The sequence below is a fragment of the Paenibacillus sp. G2S3 genome, assembly GCF_030123105.1.
Classification (GTDB): domain Bacteria; phylum Bacillota; class Bacilli; order Paenibacillales; family Paenibacillaceae; genus Paenibacillus_AQ.
The window spans coordinates 6,139,725-6,164,423 of sequence record NZ_CP126095.1 but is presented as its reverse complement, the minus strand read 5'-3'; the positions used below and the strand labels follow the sequence as shown (position 1 = coordinate 6,164,423).

Here is a 24,699-nt window from a genome sequence, read left to right as displayed (position 1 = left end):
GTTATATATGCTAGTTTGCGACAGCTTTTTCAGCTGATTTCATTGTAAAATTATCCAATCTATGTTATATACATTCTAGGACATTCAGCATTGATAGACAACATAAATCTATTGAAATATACCTATAAATTTATTACTAAAGTCCCAAGTCTATTGAAAAATACGCTAGTTTGAAAAAAATGATGAATCCGTAATTATGGAAAAAATAATTTTCATATTTTGCAGAAATAGAACTGGTAATTTATCTTTAGTTATTCCTATTATTATCCATTATTGAGGTCAGTGTAAAAGCATAACCAATAACGGCATACGGAGCTGAACGGACATGGCCATCGCGAAAAAGAGACTTGGCGATTTGCTGGTAGAAAATAATATTATTTCGCAGGAACAGCTGCTTGAAGCGCTTGCGGAACAGCGTAAAAGTAAGCGTAAGCTTGGCGATCTGCTAATCTCTCAAGGCTATATCACGGAGCAGCAGCTGATTGAAGTACTTGAATTCCAGCTCGGCATTCCGCATGTCAGTTTATTTAAATACCAGATTGATCCTGCGATTACGCAGATTATTCCTGAAAGTATGGCTAAGCGTTACCAAGTACTTCCCTTCTTAAAAGAAGGCGGTAAGCTGATGGTTGCGATGGCCGATCCGCTGGATTATTTTGCGATAGAAGATTTACGAATGAGTACAGGGTTCCGGATCGAACCTGCTATTTCCACTAGGGATGAGCTGCAGCGGGCGATTGCGCGTCATTATGGCATGCGTGATTCTATGAATCAGATGCTAGTAGAGCTCCCGACACAGGAAGAAATAGAAGAAACGGAGATTACAGACGAGGACTCTCCAATTGTTCGTTTGGTCAACCAGATGATTCAGCAGGCTGTTGCTCTGCGGGCGTCTGATATACATATGGACCCAGGTGAGAATAATTTAACGATCCGCTACCGCATTGATGGAACTTTACGGACAGAGCGGATTATTCCTAAGCAGATGCAGGGCTTTATCACTGCTCGTCTGAAAATAATGGCCCGACTGAATATCGCTGAACGGCGTTTGCCACAAGACGGCCGAATCAAAATGCAGTTTGATTACAAAATGGTAGATATTCGCGTGTCCTCATTACCTACGATGCACGGGGAGAAGATTGTACTGCGGTTGCTAGATTTAAGCACAGGTGTCAAATCTGTAGATGCTTTGGGATTCAGTGAGGGGAATGCGGAAGCTTTTAAGGAAATGATTGCTCGTCCTTATGGAATTCTGCTAATCACTGGACCTACAGGTAGTGGAAAAACAACGACTTTATATTCAGCGCTGAATCAACTCAATGTAGAAAGTGCAAATATTATCACGGTTGAAGATCCAGTGGAATATCAGCTTGAAGGTGTAAATCAGGTACACGTAAACTCGGCTATTGGGCTAACCTTTGCCGCGGGACTACGTTCAATTCTTCGACAAGATCCGAATATTGTAATGGTCGGTGAAATACGGGATGCGGAAACTGCTGAAATTGCAGTTCGCGCCTCATTAACGGGTCATCTAGTGTTGTCTACTTTACATACAAACGATGCGATTAGCTCCGTCTCTCGCTTGCGAGATATGGGAGTAGAGCCTTATTTAATTGCCTCCTCACTAATTGGTGTGGTAGCGCAGCGGCTCGTTCGCAAAATCTGCAACGACTGCAAAGAAACCTACAAACCGTCTGAGCAGGAAGCAATTATGCTACGTAGCTTGGGGTTGCCAGCGGATGAACTACATCGTGGCCGAGGCTGCGGTAGCTGTAGCAGTTCTGGTTATCGAGGCCGAATAGCGATTCATGAGGTACTCAGCATTGACGATCATTTGCGGCAGCTTATTACGAACACTGCTTCAGTAGAAGAACTCCGTATCGCAGGCAAAGCGCGTGGACTTGTTCAACTGATGGATGATGGCTTACTCAAAGTTAGTCAAGGGATTACAACGCTTCAAGAAGTCATGCGCGAAACGGTCTCACATTAGGGTCTTTTAGGTGTTTTTCATTTTAAAATAGGGGGAGCAGCGGATGCCAACGTATACGCGGGATATTAGACAGCTTTTGCAGACAGCATACTCCTCCAAAGCTTCCGACTTACATATCTCTGTAGGCTCGCCTCCGGTGATACGTATGGATGGAACACTTCACCCACTTGAGAGTACACCAGTAACAGTCGATGAAGCTGCAGAAATGGCGGAAGCGCTGCTTGGCAGTGAAAGAAGCGAAGTGTTTCGGAATGCAGGTGAGGTGGATTTCTCTTATCCGCTGGATGGCGGCGTAAGATTTCGGGTGAATGTCTATCGTCAGCGGGGTGAGATTAGTATTGCTGCCCGGGCCATTCCTGCAGAGATTCCGAGTCTAGAACAGCTGTCGATGCCTCCGATTTTGTCCACATTGTCACTCAAACCACAAGGTTTGATTCTAGTTACAGGCCCTACGGGCAGCGGTAAATCCTCTACGTTAGCAGCTATGCTGAATTACATTAACAAGACCGAAAGCAAGCATATTGTGACGCTTGAAGATCCTATAGAATTTCTGCATAGTCATGGAACCTGTTTAGTGGATCAACGTGAAGTGGGCAGCGATACAGCTAGTTTTTCGAGCGGACTACGTGCCGCATTACGTCAGGATCCGGATGTTATTCTCGTTGGAGAGATGCGGGATTTGGAGACCATTACAGCAGCAGTTACTGCCGCAGAGACAGGTCATCTTGTGATGGCAACCTTACATACAACAGACGCACCACAGACGATTGATCGAATTATTGACGCTTTTCCGGGACATCAGCAGGGGCAGATCCGATCACAGCTAGCCTCAGTATTACTGGCAGTTGTTAGTCAGCGGTTGTTTGCAAGAGCAGGGGGACGCGGGCGGATATGTGCAACAGAAATCTTAGTGAATACACCTGCCGTAGCGAACCTTATTCGTACCGAAAAGACACATCAGATTAAAAATGTAATGCAAACCGGACGCGCGCAAGGCATGCATACGTTGGATATGAGTATCCGCGACTATTTATCGCAGGGGTTTATTGAACCAGCAGCAGCTAAGGCGTTTATGACGGAGGTGAGCAGCTGATGCCTCTTTTTGAATATCAAGTAAAGACAACCGCAGGCAAGTCCATTAAAGGAAAGCTAACCGCAACAGATAAGCCCACGGCAATGGAGGAGTTACGCAAACGGGGCCTTACGGTTTTCTCGCTGATCGAACGCAAAACAACGATTCTATCGATGGATATTTATATCGGTAATCCAGTTAAACCGCTTCATTTCATCATTTATTGCAGACAGTTTGCCACGTTAATGCGTGCTGGGGTGTCAATTGTGGATGCAACGCGTATTTTGGCGGAGCAGACTGAGAGTAAGCCTCTACGCAAAGCACTTGTGGAAGTGAATTCAAGCCTGATGCGCGGGATCTCGTTCTCACAAGCCGTTCAGGACCATAAAAAAATCTTCCCGCAGCTATTCGTCAGCATGATCCGTGCCGGAGAGGAATCCGGTGATATTGAGGGGACGCTCGACAGACTGGCGATGTTTTTTGAGAAGCAGCATTCCACAACGGAGAAAATCAAATCAGCGCTTACTTACCCGATTACCGTCGGGGTGATGGCGATTGGAGCGGTTATATACCTTCTCTGGGCAATAGTTCCACAGTTTGTAACGATGTTCGAATCGATGAATGCAGAGCTTCCGGCGATTACAAAAATGGTATTGGCGCTTAGTAAAAGTATTCAAGGTCAATGGTATTTCTGGATACTCGGAGTTTTTCTCCTAGTGATAGCTTTTCAGATTACAAAACGCACAGAAAAGGGTGCCTACGCACTCGATTATGCCAAGCTGAAGATTCCCGTGTTCGGCAAGCTGAATCAAAAAGGCTCGATTGCTCAGTTTACGCGTACTTTTTCATCTCTTTATGCCAGTTCAGTTCCGATCCTGCAATCTTTGGTGATTGTAGAAGAGGTAGCAGGAAATAAGGTCATTGGGGGATTCATTCGAAGTGCAGGAGATTCGTTGCGACAAGGCAACCCATTATCTGAACCTTTGAAAAAAGCCTGGGTTTTCCCACCGCTAGTTACACAGATGATTGCGATTGGCGAAGAGACGGGGGCGCTCGACACGATGTTGTCTAAGGTAGCTGACTTCTATGAGATGGACGTAGAAAATACCGTTGATCGTCTGAAGTCACTGCTTGAACCATTGCTGATTGCTTTTCTAGCGGGTGTTGTGGGTGTGATTGTGGCCGCTATTATGCTGCCGATGTTCAGTCTGTACGGCAATATGTGAACCTTGTGGTTCCTTGAAGATATTGAGAGGGGTGACGCCCGAGGGAGCGGGGCAGGGTCGCAGACCTTTTGCTAGCGCTAGACAAGGAAGGACGAGCATTGTAGCGGGATTCACGGAAATAAAAGATATAAGCTGTATTACCACACACCACTTAGAGGGGGAAATAAAATGTTAGCACAAGCCATTAAGAGAAGATTGAGCAAAGAGGAAAGCCAAAAGGGGTTTACGCTGATTGAGTTATTGGCGGTCATCGTTATTTTGGGGATTATTGCGGTTATTGCTATACCCTTGATTGGGAATGTAATTTCTAATTCAAAAGCTAAATCTGATGTTGCCACAGCTCGTCAAATTTATGATGCAGCTCGCTTATATGTAATAGGTGAACAAAATGGAAACTTCACAAATCAGGTGGTTACAATTAATGGTGCAACTAGTCCTGCAACAGACTTGGTGGGAACAGGTTATTTAGATAATAATCTTGTGCTTCCTAGCACAAAAGTTGCAATTACAGGAGGGACAGTGACTTTTAATGGTGAAGGTCAGTTAAGTGCTTTGTCTCTAACATTAGCAGGTTCTAGCACAGCAAAGGACTTCACACCTGCTGAGGTTCTAAGTTCTGAACCAGCAGCAAAAGGAGCGAAAAATTAATTATAGAATAATTTATAATTCAGAGAAATTCCCCAAGGAATCGGACTTCCCGATTCCTTTTTTAAAATCCAGAAAGCAAACAGAGGAAATCCATGACGATATTCATCGCAAGTTACATCACATTACTGGGCCTGACGCTAGGCTCCTTCTATAACGTAGTGGCACTGCGGGTGCCAGCAAAGGAATCTTTGCTTAATCCGCCGTCACATTGCCCGAACTGCAATACGCGGCTGAAGGCGCGGGATTTGTTTCCTGTGATAAGCTACCTGCTGTCAGGAGGCAAGTGTCGTTACTGCGGCACAAGGGTGTCGCCTTTATATCCGCTAGGAGAAGCGGCGACGGGTTTACTTTTTCTATGGGTGTACTTGCAATTTGGTCTGACGGGGAAGGGGATCCTCGGGTTCGTGTTTGTGAGTTTAGCGGTTATTGTGACGGTTGCGGATTTGAAGTACATGCTGATTCCGAACAAGGTGTTGCTGTTCTTTTTGCCGATCCTGCTCATTCTTGTATTGCTCTTTCCAGAGGGGTCGTTATGGCATCACTTGCTGGGAGCTGTGCTTGGGGGAGGGGCCCTTATTCCTTTTGTTCTGTTAGGAGGGATGGGTGTCGGGGATGTGAAGTTATTTGCGCTGCTGGGCTTGGTCATCGGATTTCCGAATGTGATTTTGGCTTTTATGATGGCTTGTCTGCTTGGAAGTGTGGTCGGAGGACTGCTGATGCTGCTCGGAATCATCAAACGAAAACAACCGATTCCTTTTGGACCATGGTTAGCAATAGGGGCATTAATTAGTTACGGATATGGTTCAGACATCATTGGCGCGTATTTCTCGCTCATCGGATAGGAGGACATCGACATATGCTTGGATTAGGCCCTAAAGTGGCCGGGCTTTCAATTGAAGCTACCGGAATTCGTTATATTAGTTTTAAGAATAAACAGTCATGGGAAGTCCGCAAAAAACGGTATCTCCCGCTCCTTCCAGGCATGATCATTGAGAATCAGGTGGCGGATAGCGAGGCGCTGTATGACCGAGTCAGGCAGTGGGTGAGGAAGGAAGGGTTAAGGGGCAGCAAGGTTTCCTTATCCATCCCACCATCGCAGATCATCATCCGCAAAATGAGCATCCCAAGTACCAACGATAAGCAGGTAGAACAGCTCGTGAAGCTGGAAGTGGAGACGGGTCTGCATTTGCCTTTTGAAAATCCTGTTTACGACTATGTAACGCTCGAAGTGGATGAGGAGCATAGCCATTTACTTGTATTTGCCGCTCCCCGGAAATCGATACAGGATTATGTAGAAATTTTGGAGCGTGCGGGCCTCCGTATAAGCAGTGTTGAAATTTCGGCAACCGCCTTGGCGCGCAGTATAGCGACTGGACATGGGGAAAGCTTTGCGGAAACGATGCTGATTAATCTAGAGCCATCCGTCATGGATGTTTATATGTTCAGAAACGGAAATCCGGTGTTCATTCGTACGATTAACTTGCTTGATCTGCATAAGGGTAGAAATGTTACGACATTGGAGTTCATGGCTGACAGTGAGGTTTTGGCAGAAACAGCAGTTGCTGTGGAAGAGCAATTATCACCGGAGCAAATGGTGGAGATCACTGCGGAAATCTCGCGGATGCTCAGCTTCTACCAGTACAGCTTGCATGATGGCTCGACTCGTATCAAAAACTTAGTCATAACAGGTGCCCCATCCATTCGTAAACAGCTAGACCTTGAGCTTCAGCAGTCGCTTGCAGAACTCGAGATTACACCGATAAGTCTAGACCAGATGGGTAAAGATGCTGTATCTGATCTCGAGCTAAATGATTACCGAGTAGCAGCTGGGACAGCTCAAAAAAGCATCATCAGCGTGGACACGATTGACCTATTGCCAAGAGAAGATCGGGAGACGTTATTATTCCCCTATGTGACCCTGGGTCTTGTAGCGATCTGGCTGGTGGGAACGATTGGGACGGGGATTTATTTTTCGGCTAATAAGGGTCAAATCTCTAATGGTAAAGAGGAGCTGCAAGGCTTGCAGGATCGCAGTTTAATGCTACAGGTAGAGCTTGGAAAGCTTAAAAACAGCGGACCTGGCCAGTTAGATCGGAAGACGGCAATCACAGAGATTCAGAACAATAAGGTGGTTGCTGTTCCCATACTAGATGAATTAGTCAAAGGGTTGTCACCGGGCTCTCTGCTCCGTGACATTAACTACACCTACCGGACATCGATTGACCTGACTGTAAATGTACCTACTATGGTAGATGCCGCTAATTATTTAAGACAGCTGCGTCAGATGTCCTTCACGGTGGATGCTTCTATTTCGAAGCTGACCGAAGGAACTGTGAATCAGAGTGCGGGACCAACGAATGCAGCCATTTCTTTAAATATGTATACAGCGATTTATAAAGTGAACTTAGCAGTAGATAAGTCGCAAACGAATGGAACGGAAGCTAGTCAAGAGGAGGTGAACAGCGATGGAACAGTTCAATAAGTATCGCTCTCCAATCGTATTAGGTGTATTGATTCTGTTCTTGATGTTGTTTGCTTTTTATATGCTGGGTGTTCAACCGACAAATAAGGAAATATCCGCACAGAACGCCAAGATCAGCCAGCTACAAAAAGAAGCAGAGATTCTCCAAACTAAAATTAATGAACTAAAAAGCAGCGCAACTTCTTTAGATTCGGAACAACAGGAGCTTCTGGCAGCACTCCCGAAAGGCGATGACAGCGAAGGATTGATCGATGATTTACGAGCGGTTGGGATGTCCTCACAGGCACGCTTAAAAGATGTCAGCTTTATTTTGGATGAGGCTAATCCGATTCAGCAAATGACTGGTTCGGCTGAGATGTTGTTCCCGACGGTCAAACAGATCAAAATGAATGCTGTAGTAGAGGGCACCTATACAAGCATACGGCAGTGGATGGATGAGCTGCAAATGCTGGCGCGTATCGTGAATGTAGACTCGTTTAATTTCCAACAATCCTATGAGGAGCGTTCTGCGAACAGTCCTGAAAGTATCTTGACGGCTAACGTAGCTTTCACGGCTTATTATGAGGTGGTTACTCCATCATCGAACTAGGTCTCTCACCAATGTAATAACACCATTACACGACTCCACTTTTCCTGTAAATCAGGAGGGTGGATTTTTTTCGTTACTATAATGTATAAATGCGTTTTCATTCCTCTGTTAATTGGGTATTTTAGCTTGCGGGGTGCATAAGCTGGAACAGTGGCTATCGCCTGTATTTTTAAGATGACAAAGGAGGAATTCCGAATGAACAAAAAGTGGATGATTGGATCGTTGGCCCTTTCCATAGGTCTTATTTCAGCAAGTGGGGGAGCTATGGCAGCTTCGCCGTCAGCAGGAAGTACGGCAATCAAGAAGGTGGCTGTGTCTGCGCCTGGGAAAGAGGGCCCTGCTACCATTAATAATTTGACGGTGAAAAGCATCATACCGCTCGTAGTCCATGCAAGAGCTCTTTATTTCTATAGTAATCGAGGCGGAAATATCTTCCCGATAGAAACCTTCACGTATAAAGCACAAGAGTACCGTTATCTTTCCAGTGATATTGGCACAAAGGCGAAGCTGATGAATTACATAAAAAAAGCCTACACTCACAATGCAGCAGCATATTATGTGCAGACTCAGTTTTTGGAGTATAACGGAAGAATGTCGCAGGTTAATGCAGATTTGGGAAATCTATTGATGTATGAAAAAGCCACCGCCCGCATGCTCTCTAAGACTGCGACAACCGCTGAATTCGAACTGACCGTTCCTTATCCAGATGCGCAGCAAACGAGTGAGTCGGTGTATGTGAAGCTGAAGAAAGTGGAGGGATACTGGAGAATCGACACGTCACCGGATATTCTTTTCTGAGGAAAGAGGAAGGTATTAGAGGAAAGATGATGGTAGGGGCTATGAATTAACTGCGCTTCAGGTCAGAGATATAAACAACACCTGCGAATTTGCCTTTACGGGTAATAATGACACAATCATTCTTCATAGGATCTGGGCGGCTCATAGCATTAGCTAATACAGCTTCAAGTGGAGTGGAGATATCATAGATAAGTGGAGTTTTGTTCATAAGCTTCATGGCAGGTTCTCTGTAGAACAGATCTACCCCTGATCTTCCGGTGGCTTTTAAAAAGAATCGTTCGCTCATTAACAATCCAAGCGGTTCATTCGTGGCGTTACAGACGACGATGCATTTAGATTCTGGATGCTGGAACATTACGCGAAGGGCTTCTCTGCAAGTACGTGAGGCAAAAATAGCAGGTGCACTGCGGACAATATTAGAAAGATCATTTACAAGAGCTGTTGACATGGTGTTCATCCTTTCTGACTATAGGTCTACTTCTAATGTACCTCCTGATCGTAAATTTTAAAGGCGGAAAAGGTCATCTACAGGTAAAATAGATCCACAAGCAAAAACGGTCAGAACCTCATGAGGTTTGACCGTTTTTTTATAGGTAATCTATTCACTTCGAACGCCATCCTCTACCAACTGCTTTCTAGGTGCTTCTGGAATAACAGATTTACTTACGCCTCCGCGATTGATGGCGATTAATCGTTTTTGTGCGTAGTACACATCGCGGGATAATTTCTTTACCTCAGTGGATTTACCGTCAACAAACCGGGTGCTGTAAGTCTCAACAACATATCCGGTTTTCCCATTTTGTATAACGCGTGAGCCTCCACGAGGGAGGGAAGAATCGTTTACGTATTTGTCGACTGGAGGCAGCACCTCTACGATTTGTGAATGAACTCTATAAGTAACATTTTGCGGAAAGGTACCAAAGAACTTGATCGTTAGTGATCGACCTTGCACAGCCGCTTTAATGACTAAATATTTGCCGGTCGTATTGCGAAAACGGAAGTTGATATAGCCTTCTGCGAACGTTGCATCTTGGCCTTTGGGTAAATAGTTGACCGGCAAGGAGTGGTTGCGGCGCTCCACAATCTCCAGTCCGGTGCGCAGAGCGGCGTTGTACAGAGTACTGGAAACTTGGCAGATTCCACCCCCGACACCGGCCTGTAGCTTACCGTTCACAATGACTGGCGCTTCGCGGAAGCCGTATTCTATTTTTGCTTTTTCAATAGCTTTGCCATAGTCAAAAACAGCTCCAGGTGGGAGCACGGTTCCATTCACAGCTTTGGCCGCTGATTCAACGTTGTAGATTCGTCCAGGTCCACTTGCGCCGAGAGAGGTGCTGAATTGCATGATTTTTCGCTCAATGCCTTGCTCTTTTAAAGCATTTAGAGTGATGTCCGGCTGTAATATGGTTAAAGGAACTTCCATTGTAATCCCATTCTCTTGCAGCGCGATCAGACGAGTAAAACGAGTGGGGGCAGCGGTTGATAGTGAGGTCACCATTCCTGTCCAGTCTACCTCAAGGGAAGTCTTCTCAGACGTGTACACTACACGATCATCCCCAGTAATTCGCCGCGTAGCATCCACTGGTTCACCGAAGGATTCTCTCTCCCAAGCGGAACTTAGGATAGTCTTTAATTGAGCAATGTCCAGATGGGCTTCAAGACTCCAATTCTGGGGGAAGCTGTAGCGGGCTTTTACACGATCCCATAGCGGCCCTTCCGTAAGATCTTGCAAACCTTGCTCAAAAGCTGCGGCTTCATAGGTCATTCCAGCTTGTTTAAGCTTGAGGGTAAGCTCAGAATTCTCTTTGAACTTCAGTACAAGGGGGATAGATTCAAGGGCCTGTAGCTTCTTCTTCAGCTCGGAACGAACCTCTGAGATGTTCAGCTCGCCTACCTCCCATCCGGCAAGGGTTGTACCCTTTGGAAGCGTGCTTTTGTTGCCATATAGATGAAGTCCCCCATATATTAATGAACCGATAAGAATGAGAGCAGTGACTACTATGAGGGCCAGATGGATTTTTTTCATGAATAAGCTCCTTCCTAAATGGCATCTGCGAGCGGCACCGTAGGTGCTTTTTATATGTATATGTACAGACATTACAAAACTTTCGAATAGTGGGGCAGATACGGGGTACTCAATCAGTTACAGATTTGTTACAATAGATACATTGCGGAAATATTGAAGTTTATGGAAACTTACGCTGGACCCTGTCGATTCACACAAGTGGAAAATGTCATAATTGGGAAGTGAGAAAATGATTGAAATGCAAGATGTTTGGAAGACATACCCTAACGGAACTCACGCACTGCAAGGAGTTTCAGTAAAAATTGACCGCAATGAATTTGTGTATGTTGTCGGTCCATCCGGCGCGGGTAAATCTACTTTTATGAAATTGATTTATAGAGAAGAAGTGCCAACTAAAGGTCAAATTTCTGTGGGAGGCTTTAACATAGGGAAGCTCAAACAACGTAAAATTCCTTATGTTCGCCGTAATATCGGCGTTGTATTTCAAGATTTTCGGTTATTGCCAAGAATGACGGCGTATGAGAATGTCGCTTTTGCCATGGAAGTTATTGAAGCACCGAAAAAGGTCATCAAGAAACGTGTGAATGAAGTCCTCGATCTGGTTGGACTCAAAAATAAAGCAAATCGTGAACCCTCTCAGCTCTCAGGTGGAGAGCAGCAGCGGATTGCAATTGCCCGGGCTATCGTTAACAACCCGTCAGTTATTATTGCGGACGAGCCTACGGGAAACTTGGACCCTGAGACTTCATGGGGCATTATGCAGCTGCTGGACGAAATTAATTTTCGCGGAACAACGATTGTAATGGCTACCCATAACAGAGACATTGTGAACAAAATGCGCAAACGGGTGCTTGCGATTGAGAATGGAAACATTGTGAGAGACCAGGCGAGAGGGGAATATGGCTATGAGTTTTAAAACCTTCTTGCGACACTTGCGGGAAGGCTTCAAAAGCGTATTCCGTAATGGCTGGATGTCGATTGCTTCTATCATTTCCATTGTCGTCTCTCTCTTTATCCTAGGCGTATTTATCCTTCTTGTTCTGAATGTAAATGCTGTAGCAGATGAGGCAGACAGTCAGGTACAGATTAATGTGCATCTGGCACTAAATGTAGATCAGAAGCTGCGCGAGACTTTGCAGACTGAAATTGGCAATATGCCTGAGGTCAGCAAGATCACGTTCATCTCCAAGGACCAAGGACTTAAAGATCTCCGTGCAGATATGGGGAAAGACGCAGCCGAGCTTCTGGAAGGGTTCGATGAAGACAATAACCCTCTCCCAGATACACTAAAGGTAGAAGTTGTTGAACCTACTACGGTAGCCTTTGTGGCTGAGAAGATTGAAGCACTCAACAAGACACATGCTGACCAGCCCATTTACAAAGTCAAATATGGCAAGGGCTCGATAGAAACCTTGTTCAAAATAACACGCGCTGTACGTAACATTGGTTTTATTTTTGTAGCAGGTCTGGCGCTCATGTCTATGTTTCTCATTTCCAATACGATTCGGGTTACGATTCTTGCCCGTCGTAAGGAGATTGGCATTATGAAGCTGGTAGGCGCGACAAATTATTTTATTCGCTGGCCGTTCTTTATAGAAGGGGCACTGATCGGATTGATCGGATCGCTTATCACCTCTGGTATCTTGTATTTGGGTTACAGCGGTCTGGAGTCGTCCGTACAGGGAGATCCTATGCTCCAATTGCAGCTGATTCCATTTGGTGATATTTGGATGCTGCTCATCGGTATGCTAGTTGGGCTAGGCGTACTGATCGGCGTCTGGGGAAGTACGGTTTCTATTCGAAGATTCTTGAAAGTTTAATATTAAAAAGTGAAGGATGGGGAGTGCGAGTTGAAGAAGATTGCCGCCGGACTAGCCGTAATGTTACTAGCTGTCACTATATTCCAACCCTCTGACGGATATGCCAAAAAAACAAGTGTTGCCGAAATTGACAAGCAGTTAAAGCAGCTGCAAAAAGAGGTACAGGAAGCTAAGGCGCAGCAGGAAAAAGCGGCGTCCCAAACGCAGGAAGCACAGCATTATAAGAATAAAACGAATCTTAATCTGCAGTATGTCTTAGAGCAAGTGGATCAGGTTAAGGGCAAAATGACCGAAATCTCTACCAAAATTTCCGATACAGAACAATCTTTGAATGTGACGGCAACGGAATTGGATAAAGCAGAAGTACGAGTCTCCTCCAGAGAGGAAGTCTTAGGGTCACGTGTTCGGTTAATGTATACCGATGGAGCGGTTTCTTACTTGGATGTGTTGCTCTCATCGACAAGCTTCGCTGATTTTCTAGATCGCGCGGATTCACTTAAGATGATCGTGGATCAGGATCAGGAGCTGCTAGTGCAACATAAGCTGGACAAGCAGACGGTGATAGAGAAGAAACAAGAGCTTGAGGGACAATACGCTCAAGCCAAGCAGCTGTACACTTCTTTGGAGCAACAGAGAAGTCTGCTGAAGGAGAAAGAAGCTGAGAAGCAGGAGCTTATCGCATTCTACGACAAGCAAATTCAAGAAAGCGATGATTTGAACGAGGAGCAGAATGAGAAGCTGGTCAAATTGGCAAGCGAACGTTCTGCGCTAGAAACGCAAAAGGATAAGATTAAGGCAGAGGAAGCGGCTCGTAAAGCAGCAGCGGCTAAGGCGGAAGCGGCTCGTCGAGCTGCGGAGGCTGCCAAGAGGGCTGCAGCTGCAGCTAGTAAGGGAAGCAGTAGCTCCAGCTCTAGTGATACGGGATACTCAGGTGGAGATGGACCGTTTCTACTTCCTGTAGGTTCAGCAAGAATCTCATCCTCTTATGGACCACGGACACATCCGATCACAGGCGAAAAGGGCAAAGTACACACCGGGGTTGACTTTGCTGTTCCACAAGGAACCAGTATTCATGCTGCGGATTCCGGAACAGTAATCATAGCTGAATGGATGAGCGGCTATGGATATTGTGTGATTATTGATCATGGAGGCGGCGTTTGGACCCTCTACGGACATATACGCAAAGGTGGTATTCGAGTTAGTTCTGGCGATAGAGTCAGTCGCGGAGATGTGATTGCTGAATCTGGTTCCACAGGTAATTCAACGGGTCCTCACCTTCACTTTGAAGTGCGGATTGATGGTAAGACAGTAAATCCTATGCCTTATCTCTAACTTTTAAGGAACTCATAACTCATATTATTTGATGCTACGGTATATACTGGAAGGGATACCGTACCTTTCAGGACGGACATAAGAGTTGTTTACGAGATGGACAAGAAGGGACGGTGGGAACATCATGTTAAAAAAAAGCACCGCGGCGTTTATGATTATCGCTGCCCTGCTATGCGGTAGTTTAGTAACCTTGGGCGTGACGGGTTATACTCATGTCTTTGGACAAGCTGCAGGACAAGGATTAGCCTCTGCGTTGCAGGTTGCAGGTCTACAGCAGAAGGAATCCCAGAAGCTTGGGACTGCTCTTAGTTTGATTGAGAGCAATTACTACGAGACGGTAGATCGGGAGAAGCTGATAGATGGTGCTGTCAACGGTATGATGGAAGCGCTAGGCGATCCCTATTCCAACTATATGGGCAAAGAAACTGCTGAGAAATTTGAAGAGAGCATTGAGGGTTCCTTTTCAGGTATCGGTGCAGAAGTCTCTTCAGATAACGGCAAGGTAGTCGTGGTCTCCCCAATCAAGGGTTCACCTGCTGAAAAAGCAGGAATTCAGGCCAAAGATATCATTCTGTCCGTTAACGGAGAATCGCTAGAAGGTATGGATCTGAATGCAGCTGTTGCGAAGATCCGCGGACCTAAAGGCAGTAAGGCTACTTTGAAAATACAACGTTCCGGCTCTGCCGAGCCTCTGGAGTTCGCTCTTACTCGGGATGATGTGAAGCTTGAGACGGTCTACTCGACCATGGAAAAAGACGGAGTAGGTGTAATCGAAGTCACTCAGTTCTCCCTAAATACCGCAGAACGATTCAAGGAAGAGCTTGGGAAGCTAGAGAAGCAAGGCATGAAGGGATTGGTCATTGACGTTCGTAATGATCCAGGCGGTGTCCTCCCAATTGTTATTGAAATGGCTGAAGAGTTCGTTCCAGCTGGCAAAAACATAGTGCAAATAGAGTACAAAGATAAAAAACGCGAAGTTAGTACCTCCAAGGGATCGAGCAAGGCTTATCCAGTAGTAGTGCTAATGAATAAAGGTAGCGCGAGCGCCTCGGAAATATTGGCGGGTGCCTTGCAGCAGTCAGCGGGAGCTAAGCTAATTGGTGATAATTCATTTGGTAAGGGCACGGTGCAGACGAGCTTTGACAAACAGCTTGGAGACGGCAGCTTGCTGAAGGTTACCATTGCTAAATGGCTTACACCGGACGGTACATGGATTCACGGCAAGGGGATTAAACCGGATATCGCGGTAGCGCAGCCGGATTACTTCTCAGTGGCTCCGATTAACAAGAGCGTGACGCTGCAATATAACATGAACAACGCTGATGTGAAGAGTGCACAGACGATGCTGGATGGCTTAGGTTACAAGCCTGGTCGTAAAGATGGCTATTTCGATGCTGGCACTAAGAACGCAGTGAAGAAATTCCAAAGTGTAGCGAAACTTCAAGTCACAGGCATGATTGATGCCAAGACCGCGGAGGCGCTGGAGGTGGCACTGATCAAGGTGATCCAGGACCCTGCCAACGACAACCAACGGAATAGAGGGATTGCTGAGATTCAGAAGGAAATTCAGGCGGCAGCGTCGAAAAAGTAAGAAGGCTGAATTCAGCCTTCTTTTTTTTCTGTTAAGATTAGAAAAGGTAAACACTTAGGGCATAAGGGTACAGTTCAATGCGCAGCAGAATCTTCTGTCCTCTCTAAAGGACGCCGAAGACGTCTCTGCTTGCTATAAACTTATCATTAACCGGAAGAAAAGGAGTGTGACGAACAGTTTGAATGTGATTCAGGATTGGTTAGGAAGCTTGGGCACTGCGTTCTTACACTTATTGATCCAGCCATATTACTATATTGCTATTATATTTATTGCGTTGTATTACCGTCGGCAGGTGGCATTAGAACGTAAGCTGATTCATGTGAAGTTACATAGCTGGGGTCAAGAAACGTGGCGAACGGTGTGGAGCGGGCTGGTAATGGGACTAGTGGTGTCTATTGCAGCCATATTGTTAGGGGTATCCTTATCAGGTACAGCTGTAGCCTGCATTTGGGTAGTTAGTGTGCTGTTATCGCTATTGCGTGTACGGTATTTGTGCTTTGCTTATTCTATAGGTCTACTAGGCGTGATTCAATTTGTATTGTCTTTCTTTCCGGATGCCTTACATAGCGGAACGGTCGGAAATATTACAACAGCCATACGGGAGATGGATATTCCCGCCTTGCTTGTGCTAGCTGCGCTACTGCACATGGCGGAGGCGCTACTGGCCCGCTGGCAAGGGGCGAAGCTTGCGACACCCCTCTTCTTGAAGGGCAAGCGCGGCATGGTCGTCGGCGGCTATCAGCTGCAGGCTTTCTGGCCGCTGCCGTTGTTCCTGCTGATCCCTTCGGGCGCAGGAACGGATCTGCCATGGCAGTCGCTGCTGGGCGGCGGGCTTGGCATTGTCTCTTTGCCCGTCATCATCGGCTTTAGCGAGATGACACAGGGCATGTTGCCCGGGCGCAAGGCGGCCCGCACTTCAGGACGGCTGCTGATTTACAGCATCGTCCTGCTCGGCTTAAGCCTGCTTGCCGCTTGGTGGAGCCCGCTGACCCTGCTCGCGGCGCTCGCAGCGATGGTGCTGCACGAAGGGTTAAGCTGGTACAGCGCTCTGGAAGAGCGCAGCATCAGCCCCATCTTCGTGCATCCACCGCGCGGCCGCAAGGTGCTGGCCGTGCTGCCGGGCAGTCCCGGGCAGGAGCTGGGCATTCTGCCCGGCGAGATTTTACTGAAGGTCAACGGGGTCCTGTTGACCGATGCCGCGCAGCTACATGAGGCGCTGCGCATGAATCCAGCGTTCTGCAAGCTGGAGGTGCAGAACCGTGAAGGGGAGAGCAAATACCTTCAGAGCCCGATCTACGACGGGGACCATCATCAGCTCGGCATCATTCTGGTACCGGAGACAGATGGAGCGGTTACTGCGGAGGCGAAGCCTTCTAGCATCTTCAGCATCATCGCGATGAAGACAGGTACTCGCAGTCGCAATCTTCCGAGCGGCCGACTCAAACGGAACAAAGCTGCTGAAGCCAAGAAGGAATCAGCGGAAGGATAACTAGAAGATGTCCCATAAGCCATGAAATGGTGGCTGGGGCATCTTCGTTTTGATTAGATGATAATTTCGCGTGCGCGAAGCCGCTATCGGACTCAGTTGACCTTAAACGCAGCATAATTGCTTTTTTGGAATGGTGACGGACCCCAAAGCCGCTATTGCATCGAAAAACACCCCAAATGAGCCTATTTCTGAGGAATAACTTTGCTGGAGTCCGAAACCCTGCACAAAAGGCGATAAAATTGCAAATAGCGTCATATGAGACCATAAAGTGAAGCCGCTCAGAGATGATTATCACTCTGCGACGAAGACGGTCAACAAAAACACAGAGCAGTGATTCTCCCCCAATGGGAGTATACGGCTCTGTGTTTTTTGAATGAAGATAGTCTCACCCTATATTAATTTACTTATGGGCAAGCAACTGTTTCACATGCTTTATGCAGCTACTCCTATCCCCGCCCATTCTTCAAATAAAAGATAGCGATTTGCGTTCGATCTCGCAGCTCTAATTTGCTTAGAATATCCGTTATGTAATTTTTGACCGTACCTTCGCTTAGGAATAGCTGTCCGGCGATTTCTTTGTTGGTATGCCCCTCAGCGATAGAGGCGACAACGGCCAGCTCCATTTTGGTTAATCCGAAAGATTCCAGTGGCTGTGCCTGTGGAGATTCAAGGCGGGTTGCGGGCTGTAGAAAGGTGGCCAGTTTGCGCGCGATATCAGGGTGGATCAGCATGTTACCTTCATTGACTGTTTTGACGCCTTGTATGATACGGTCTGGTGGTATGTTTTTGAGCAAATATCCACTGGCTCCGTTGCGCAGCGCTTCAATGATATACTCATCGTCATCAAACGTAGTTAGCATCAGTATTGAAACTTGAGGAAAAGCCTGCTTAATTTTCTCTGTCCCTTCAACACCATCACAGCCGGGCATCCGAATATCCATCAGTATCACATCCGCCACTTCCCCCGCTTGGAGCAAATTCAAGGCCTCGTTTCCGTCACTCGCAGCTCCGATCACTTCAATATCTGGGTCCATCCCTATCAGTACTTGTAGACTTTGGCGAATAAAAGGATCGTCATCTACAATCATCAATTTAATCATTTGCGTGGCACCTTCTTCCTTATATAGATTTATTTTTTTTCTCAAGTCCTAGGCTTCCTATACAATCTCTCCCTGCCTATAAATGGGCAACCGCGTAACAATGGTGAATTGAGACTCCTGCCGTAGTTCCAAGGTTCCACCGATCAGCTGCGTTCGTTCTAACATTCCTTTCATCCCGACCCCACCACTTTCCGGCAGTTTGGTTAGCTTATTGCCTTCGGGAAGTGTCCCGTTGTTGCTGACCTCCATCGTAACTCCAATATCACTGAAGTCGACTTTAATCGTAATCTCCGTTGCTTTTCCGTGACGTAGGGCATTGGTTATGGCTTCCCGGGCGTTCTTATACAAGATCACCTGAATACTAGGATATAACGGATAAGGTATCCCATGCACTTGGTATGAGGTCTCGATTCCCGTATCACGTCCTGTCTCTTCGAGCAGACGATCTAACGCGTAAGCTCCCTCTAATTGTGGCGTATAGTTGATACGCCTAACTGCGGAGCGCATATCGTCCATGCTGGCTGACAGCTGATCTCGAATGAGCCCCAACATCTTCATCCCGCTCTCAGGGGAGGTGGGTAAGGTGAGTAGTGCGGCTTCCATCATCATTTTAATACGAATGAGGCGGTGGCCAATGTCGTCATGGAGCTGGCGGGAGATGCGAACCCGTTCTTTGGACTGGGCTGCATCTTCTATTTGGGCGTTAAACTCCAGCAGGCGGTTGCGGGCTTCATCCAGCTCGAAATGCTTTTTTCGCAGCTCATCGTATAGAAGAAGGGTGTTCTCGCGGCCCCGACCAGTCCGCTGTAACAATTCGTTGAGATAGGCGATGAGCAGAAAAGTAATGTTGATGAAAGTGATTATGAGCTGTGGGGAATCCCAGAGGGCAATGTTCAAGGTAATCAGATGCACAACCGTAAACACGAGAGGCACAGCTTGGGGCTGAAGTCTGGAATAATAAAGCAATGCCGAAATCGCCGGGAAAATCATTATGCTGCCATACTGGTAACATAACCAGGCGGTGAACAGTATTTCTACGATGCTTAATAAGGCATGAAAGGAACGGGGGAGCTTTGGCACTATGACCACAAGAAATAGAAGCATCAGAATATGCAATGTGAAGATTCCATAGTCGGCATATGGATAGATATAAATGCTAATACAAGCAGGAACTATGATGAGTAAGTAACGCAATAGGGTTATCTCTCTAGTCACACCTAAGACATCCTTTATAGAGTTTCTTCTAATCTTAGCATATTCGCCTCCATCTTCAGGAGATGACTTAAGTCACCTTCAAAAGATGACCTTTCGTACCTCCGTGAAAATTCACTTTAAGCTAAAATTGGAAATATAGAAGCGCAAATGACAGGAGAGATGAACGGATGGCAATCGCCGTATTAACCGATGTGGTGAAACGATATGAAGGTAAATTAACAGTAGATCATGTGAATATGACGATAGAAGAAGGAGAGATTTTTGGCTTACTTGGCCCGAACGGAGCGGGTAAAAGTACAACGATCAGTATGATCTGCGGCTTGCTTAAGATTGACGGGGGAGACATTCTTATCGACGGTCTGCCCGTGTCCTCGAAATCGCTTGAGGTGAAGAAAAGAATTGGTTTGGTTCCACAGGAGTTAGCCTTATACGACACGATGACAGCGGCGGATAACGTTACCTTTTTCGGAAGATTGTATGGTTTGCGTGGCAAGCTTTTGAAGGAAAGGGTAGAAGAGGCTCTTGCGTTCACAGGCCTAAGCGATCGTGCCAAAGAGAAACCCTCAACCTTCTCCGGAGGGATGAAAAGACGTCTGAATATTGCCTGCGCTGTTATGCATCGTCCGAAGCTGATTATTATGGATGAACCTACCGTGGGGATTGATCCGCAATCTCGTAATCATATCCTTGAATCGGTTAAAGAGCTCAATCGACTCGGCTCAACGATTATCTATACCAGTCACTATATGGAGGAGGTTGCGGCCATTTGTGATCGGGTAGCTATTATGGATAAAGGGCATATCATTGCTTGCGGCACGGAAAAAGAACTGCGAGAACGGGTTGCCAAGGAAGAAAAAATCATCATTAAAGCTGCTAATATCACACCGGAGCTTGTCCAAGAGCTGACCCTTCACCCTAGAATTAGACGCGTAGAAGCAAAGGAAGATGTAGTCGAGCTGTTTCTGCCCTCTTCACAAGGGGAACTTCAGGATATCCTTTTTATTTTTGCCAAGCATAAGGGAATTATTGGCTCACTAAATATTGAAGAACCTGATCTGGAAACGTTGTTTCTTAACTTGACCGGGCGGACCTTACGAGATTAAGAGAGGGGAATTATTTTGATGAATACTTGGACGATTATGATCTATGAGCTGCGAAGATTATTTAGCTCACGCTCTATGATATTAAATATGTTTTTGCTGCCCCTGTTATTGATCTTTCTCTTAGGTGCTTCGCTATCTGGTGTCGTTGGTGACAAAGGCTCCTCTACTATAGATGTTGTGCGAGTGGCAGTTGTTAATCCTTCTAGCGAGGGCTATGAAAGCTCGGCGATGATGGACAGTTTTTTGAAATCAACTGAGCTTAAGGATATCATTACCCCGATTATAGTGAATAGTCGAGAGGCGGCAGAAAGCGGTCTGCGAACAGGGAAATACGGTTATGCGGTTGTTGTCCCTCCAGGCTTTGATAGTACGGTACAGAGCGGTGAAGCCGCACAGCTGGAATTTATACTGGGCCAAAAAAGTACAGACAACATGGTGGCAGGGACGGTATTCGATAATTTTCTGAGGAATCTTAATTATAAACAGTCTGTGGCAATGACACTGGGTCCAGAAGCTTTGAACGTTATGGCACCTAGTTCCACCAGTAATGAGCCTTCCGTAAAGCTTGGAGAACTGAGCGAGGGAGGATATTCATATACTTCTTCCCAGTTCTATGCGGTATCCATGATGCTGATGTTTTTGCTGTATAGCGGTTTGACGGTATGTACTTCTCTTTTTAATGAAAAAGAAAATCATACCCTTTTCCGAATAAATTCAATGCCAGTCAAAGGCTCAGAATTGTTTATTGGCAAAATGCTTGGTGTGGGTGTTGTAAGTATAGTACAGTGCGCAGCGATTATTATTCTGACGAATGTGCTGTTCGGCGTGAATTGGGGGAATCGCCCGGGCTTGTTACTCCTATTTTGTTTGCTGATGATTGTGGCTTCGATGACCTTATCTATCGTTATTTCTATGTTCAGTAAGACTGGAGCAAGCGCAAGGAGTGTCGTTACACTGCTGACAGTAAGTATGACCTTCATTAGCGGAGGGATGGCACCTCTTCCGGAATCGTGGGTGAATTCTATAGGGGCGTTTACGATTAACCATTGGGCAATGCAGGCTATTTTGAAAATGATGTTACATGCCGATGTATCGCAAATCATGCCGAATTTGGGAGTTTTATCGTTAATTTGTCTAGTGTTGTTTAGTGCAGCGGCTATTTCGTACCGGAAGGTGGGTTATCATGGATAAAATCTTAACGATTGCCTGGAACATGGTGAAACGAACCATTGGTACTAGGAAGGGTGTGCTCATCTATATTCTGCTTCCTTGTATTGTACTCGCAGGTATAGTTTCCGTTACTGGAACGATGGGGGAGAGCCCAGCTGTTGTGCTGTACTCTAATATGGATAACGGGGCTGCAGGTAAGCATTTGCTCACTGAACTAAAGAATACTGGAGAATATAAATTTGTAGAAAAGACTGACGAGACTGCCTTAAGAGAAGGCGTTGTGGAACAGAATGGAGAAGCGGGAATTCTGATTCCAGCGGGCTTCACATCGGCACTACTTGCCGGGGAAGACCCACAAATTAGTGTATATGAGCTTAAGACGAATGAAACTTCCGTTACGATTAAATTAAAAGCGAGCGCAATTGCTGATGAAATGCGGAGTACCGCCGCGATCATTGGAGCAGCTAATGAGGGATCTAGCGACACTGACGCACAGTTCAATACGGTCATGCAAAGAGCAGAACAGCACAGTGTAGGCAGCATTCGAACCGATTATAATTTATATCCTCGTGAGGGACTGGGAGTCGTTACGGGCTTAACGCTAATGTTCCTCATGAGTCTGGTCACGAGCTCTGTGTCTCTGATTATGGATGATCGAAAAGGGCGGACCATGATGCGGATGTTCAGTGCTCCGGTTCGTTCTTACGAGATTGCGATTGGTAACTTTCTGGGTAGCTTCATGGTCGGTTTGATTCAAATTGTCGTAGTACTCGCTTTAGGTCGCTGGGTGCTGCACTATGATTATGAAGTTCCAATCTATCTATATTTCCTTGTTCTTGCGGCATTTATGCTGGTGTCTATGGGTATCGCGAGTACAGTGGCAGGGTTAATTCGTAATCCTAATAATGCGGGCATGCTGAATTCCCTTATTATCACACCGACTTGTATGCTTGGAGGCTGCTTCTGGCCGTTATCTATTATGCCGGACTATATGCAGAAGGCGGCTAACTTTGTTCCGCAAAAATGGGCTATCCAAGCGGTAGATATCGCTGCAACCGGTGGGGGCTGGAATGAGTTATGGTTACCTTTTGCCATCTTAGGACTTATGGCCGCCGTGCTGTTGGCGATTGGTTCTGCCATTCTCCGCCCAAGCGAAGCGGGAATCAACGCATAGGGATTTTGAAACAGAATGTTAGATATTCATAGCTTGGGCTGTTACCTTCAGGTACAATAATAGGTATCAAATGTATTTGATTCTTATTATGTACAATAGAGGACATTTCTAGGAGGATGAACAGATGAGCAGCAATAAATTGGCTTGGACATGGCGGGTGAAGGAAGAATGTCTGGAAGAGTATGTAGCGATGCATTTAAATCCTTGGCCAGAAGTTTTGGAGGAGCACAGTAAGGCTGGTATTTCTAACTATTCCATCTTTCAGAATGACAATCAGTTTTTTTATTGCTTTGAATGTGAGGAAACGGAAGCGGCTTTCGATTACATTGCTAAAAGTGATGCCTGCAACCGATGGAATGCCATTACTTCAAAGATGGTTGAAGGGTCATTTGATTTCAATGATGCGGTGCCAATGTTGCCTTTACGCGAAGTCTTCTATCTAAAATAGTGAAGCTGATTCTTTATTAACTAAAATTTGCATATGGTAAATTATCGGCGTATCTTGTTTACAGTCTTTTATATTACGGTTATAATATATTTAATATTGTTTAATTGAATAATTTTTTGTTTTTTGGAGGAGCCTGTCAACAAGGGCTCCTCTTTGTCTTTTTTTGGCTTGGAGAAGTCCCTGGTTGGCAGTTCTTATATACAACAAGGGAGTGGATGAAACATGGAGTTTGTTCTATATCTTATGCTGATTATACTATTCACCAAGCTAGCTGGTGATTTATCTGTAAGACTGGGACAACCGTCGGTACTGGGTAAGCTAATTGTCGGTATTATACTGGGTCCTGCGGTACTGGGTTGGATTCAGAATGGAGAATTTATTCATTATTTTTCGGAGATCGGTGTGCTATTGTTAATGTTTATAGCAGGGCTTGAGACAGATCTGGATCAACTGCGCAAGAATTGGAAGTCAGCTTTCGCTGTAGCTGTCGGAGGTATTATTTTACCTTTTCTAGGTGGATTCGCCATGGGAGAAATGTTTGGTTTTGCTTATCATAATGCAATGTTTATGGGCGTCATTCTTAGTGCAACATCGGTCAGCATATCGGTTCAGGTGCTGAAGGATATGAATAAGCTGAACACCCGTGAAGGTTCTACCATTCTGGGAGCCGCTGTAGTTGATGATATTCTTGTTGTTATTTTGCTCGCTGTATTAATGAGCTTTTTCGGCACAGGAGAATCAGTGTCCATTGGTCTTTTGATTACGAAAAAGGTATTGTTCTTCGCTGTAGCGCTTGTTGTGGGTTGGTTCGTTGTGCCGCGGGTTATGAAATGGATGGCTCCGCTAAAGGTGACTGAGGCTGTTATCGCAGCGGCGCTAATGATTTGCTTTGCGTTCGCGTATTTTGCTGAAATTATGGGGATGGCAGGCATCATCGGTGCTTTTGCAGCTGGGATTGCAATTTCACAAACCTCCTTTAAGCACACTGTGGAATCTAAGCTTGAGCCTATTGCCTATTCAATTTTTGTTCCGGTCTTCTTTGTCAGTATCGGACTTAATGTTTCCTTTGAAGGGGTTGGCAGTCAACTAGGATTTGTCCTCTTGTTGACGGTGGTTGCCATTCTGACCAAGTTGTTCGGCGGTGGTCTGGGTGCGCGTCTTACAGGTTTTAATAACCATTCGTCGCTTATTATTGGTTCAGGGATGATTTCGCGGGGTGAGGTTGCATTGATCATCGCGGCAACAGGTCTGCAAAGCGGATTGTTGCAGCAACAGTATTTTACTTCCGTAATTATTGTTGTCATTGTAACTACACTTGTAACACCACCACTATTGAAATTTATGTTCCGTGATCCGGTGCGTGCGGAAGGGAAATAAATCATAACAAAAGGGAGTCCTGTTGGCCATTTATATGGCTGACGGGACT

At 45.9% G+C, this 24,699-nt stretch carries 22 protein-coding genes; 18 read left to right on the top strand and 4 right to left on the bottom strand.

The window, feature by feature from the left end:
• Window positions 1-325: 325 nt before the first annotated feature.
• The 8 genes from QNH28_RS27330 to QNH28_RS27295 all read left to right on the top strand — a co-directional run bounded on the left by QNH28_RS27330 (window position 326) and on the right by QNH28_RS27295 (window position 8,805).
• Window positions 326-1,990 carry a GspE/PulE family protein gene (locus tag QNH28_RS27330; protein ID WP_283909295.1) on the top strand — a complete coding sequence of 555 codons (1,665 nt, stop codon included), beginning with the start codon at window positions 326-328 and terminating at the stop codon, window positions 1,988-1,990.
• A 43-nt stretch (window positions 1,991-2,033) separates the two neighbouring features.
• Window positions 2,034-3,083: a type IV pilus twitching motility protein PilT gene (locus tag QNH28_RS27325; protein WP_283909294.1), complete on the top strand. Its 1,050-nt coding sequence runs from the start codon at window positions 2,034-2,036 to the stop codon at window positions 3,081-3,083.
• Complete coding sequence (locus tag QNH28_RS27320; protein WP_283909293.1) at window positions 3,083-4,288, top strand: type II secretion system F family protein; 1,206 nt, start codon at window positions 3,083-3,085, stop codon at window positions 4,286-4,288. Before QNH28_RS27325 ends, QNH28_RS27320 begins: the two co-directional genes overlap by 1 nt.
• A 168-nt stretch (window positions 4,289-4,456) precedes the next feature.
• Entirely contained in the window at window positions 4,457-4,936 is a 480-nt protein-coding gene (locus tag QNH28_RS27315; protein ID WP_283909292.1) for a pilin, read from the top strand.
• A 92-nt stretch (window positions 4,937-5,028) separates the two neighbouring features.
• Complete coding sequence (locus QNH28_RS27310) at window positions 5,029-5,778, top strand: prepilin peptidase (protein ID WP_283909291.1); 750 nt, start codon at window positions 5,029-5,031, stop codon at window positions 5,776-5,778.
• A gap of 14 nt (window positions 5,779-5,792) precedes the next feature.
• Complete coding sequence (gene pilM, locus QNH28_RS27305) at window positions 5,793-7,418, top strand: pilus assembly protein PilM (RefSeq protein WP_283909290.1); 1,626 nt, start codon at window positions 5,793-5,795, stop codon at window positions 7,416-7,418.
• Window positions 7,402-8,007 (top strand): type IV pilus inner membrane component PilO, encoded by a 606-nt coding sequence (gene pilO / locus QNH28_RS27300; protein ID WP_283909289.1) that lies wholly within the window; start codon window positions 7,402-7,404, stop codon window positions 8,005-8,007. Before pilM ends, pilO begins: the two co-directional genes overlap by 17 nt.
• A 195-nt stretch (window positions 8,008-8,202) precedes the next feature.
• Window positions 8,203-8,805 carry a DL-endopeptidase inhibitor IseA family protein gene (locus QNH28_RS27295; protein ID WP_283909288.1) on the top strand — a complete coding sequence of 201 codons (603 nt, stop codon included), beginning with the start codon at window positions 8,203-8,205 and terminating at the stop codon, window positions 8,803-8,805.
• Between the two features lie 46 nt (window positions 8,806-8,851).
• On the opposite strand, the gene QNH28_RS27290 is transcribed toward QNH28_RS27295, so the two are convergent.
• A complete protein-coding gene (locus tag QNH28_RS27290; protein ID WP_042192323.1) occupies window positions 8,852-9,253 on the bottom strand; it encodes a CBS domain-containing protein in 402 nt (133 codons plus the stop codon).
• Between the two features lie 150 nt (window positions 9,254-9,403).
• Window positions 9,404-10,831 carry a VanW family protein gene (locus tag QNH28_RS27285; RefSeq protein ID WP_283909287.1) on the bottom strand — a complete coding sequence of 476 codons (1,428 nt, stop codon included), beginning with the start codon at window positions 10,829-10,831 and terminating at the stop codon, window positions 9,404-9,406.
• 229 nt (window positions 10,832-11,060) lie between these two features.
• Between QNH28_RS27285 and ftsE the strand changes: the two genes are divergently transcribed.
• The 5 genes from ftsE to QNH28_RS27260 all read left to right on the top strand — a co-directional run bounded on the left by ftsE (window position 11,061) and on the right by QNH28_RS27260 (window position 17,063).
• Window positions 11,061-11,747, top strand: coding sequence for a cell division ATP-binding protein FtsE (gene ftsE / locus QNH28_RS27280; protein ID WP_094870886.1), 687 nt, complete (start codon window positions 11,061-11,063; stop codon window positions 11,745-11,747).
• Window positions 11,737-12,651 (top strand): permease-like cell division protein FtsX, encoded by a 915-nt coding sequence (gene ftsX / locus QNH28_RS27275; RefSeq protein WP_283909286.1) that lies wholly within the window; start codon window positions 11,737-11,739, stop codon window positions 12,649-12,651. Before ftsE ends, ftsX begins: the two co-directional genes overlap by 11 nt.
• Window positions 12,652-12,681: 30 nt before the next feature.
• Window positions 12,682-13,983, top strand: a complete 1,302-nt coding sequence (locus QNH28_RS27270; protein WP_283909285.1) for a murein hydrolase activator EnvC family protein — start codon at window positions 12,682-12,684, stop codon at window positions 13,981-13,983.
• A 124-nt stretch (window positions 13,984-14,107) separates the two neighbouring features.
• Window positions 14,108-15,574, top strand: coding sequence for a S41 family peptidase (locus tag QNH28_RS27265; RefSeq protein WP_283909284.1), 1,467 nt, complete (start codon window positions 14,108-14,110; stop codon window positions 15,572-15,574).
• Between the two features lie 178 nt (window positions 15,575-15,752).
• A complete protein-coding gene (locus QNH28_RS27260; protein WP_283909283.1) occupies window positions 15,753-17,063 on the top strand; it encodes a PDZ domain-containing protein in 1,311 nt (436 codons plus the stop codon).
• 446 nt (window positions 17,064-17,509) lie between these two features.
• Here QNH28_RS27260 and QNH28_RS27255 read toward each other — a convergent pair whose 3' ends face one another.
• Window positions 17,510-18,163: a response regulator gene (locus QNH28_RS27255; protein WP_283912278.1), complete on the bottom strand. Its 654-nt coding sequence runs from the start codon at window positions 18,161-18,163 to the stop codon at window positions 17,510-17,512.
• Between the two features lie 57 nt (window positions 18,164-18,220).
• On the bottom strand, window positions 18,221-19,378 hold the full coding sequence (locus tag QNH28_RS27250; RefSeq protein WP_283909282.1) for a sensor histidine kinase: 1,158 nt from the start codon (window positions 19,376-19,378) through the stop codon (window positions 18,221-18,223).
• Between the two features lie 167 nt (window positions 19,379-19,545).
• Here QNH28_RS27250 and QNH28_RS27245 point away from each other — a divergent pair, with 167 nt between their 5' ends.
• The 5 genes from QNH28_RS27245 (at window position 19,546) to QNH28_RS27225 (ending at window position 24,650) form a co-directional block, all read left to right on the top strand.
• Window positions 19,546-20,481, top strand: a complete 936-nt coding sequence (locus QNH28_RS27245; RefSeq protein WP_283909281.1) for an ABC transporter ATP-binding protein — start codon at window positions 19,546-19,548, stop codon at window positions 20,479-20,481.
• Between the two features lie 18 nt (window positions 20,482-20,499).
• Window positions 20,500-21,672 carry an ABC transporter permease gene (locus QNH28_RS27240; RefSeq protein WP_283909280.1) on the top strand — a complete coding sequence of 391 codons (1,173 nt, stop codon included), beginning with the start codon at window positions 20,500-20,502 and terminating at the stop codon, window positions 21,670-21,672.
• On the top strand, window positions 21,665-22,825 hold the full coding sequence (locus QNH28_RS27235; RefSeq protein ID WP_283909279.1) for an ABC transporter permease: 1,161 nt from the start codon (window positions 21,665-21,667) through the stop codon (window positions 22,823-22,825). The genes QNH28_RS27240 and QNH28_RS27235 overlap by 8 nt, the downstream gene beginning before the upstream one ends.
• 124 nt (window positions 22,826-22,949) lie before the next feature.
• Complete coding sequence (locus QNH28_RS27230; RefSeq protein WP_283909278.1) at window positions 22,950-23,273, top strand: L-rhamnose mutarotase; 324 nt, start codon at window positions 22,950-22,952, stop codon at window positions 23,271-23,273.
• A gap of 222 nt (window positions 23,274-23,495) precedes the next feature.
• Window positions 23,496-24,650: a cation:proton antiporter gene (locus QNH28_RS27225; RefSeq protein ID WP_283909277.1), complete on the top strand. Its 1,155-nt coding sequence runs from the start codon at window positions 23,496-23,498 to the stop codon at window positions 24,648-24,650.
• Window positions 24,651-24,699: the final 49 nt, after the last annotated feature.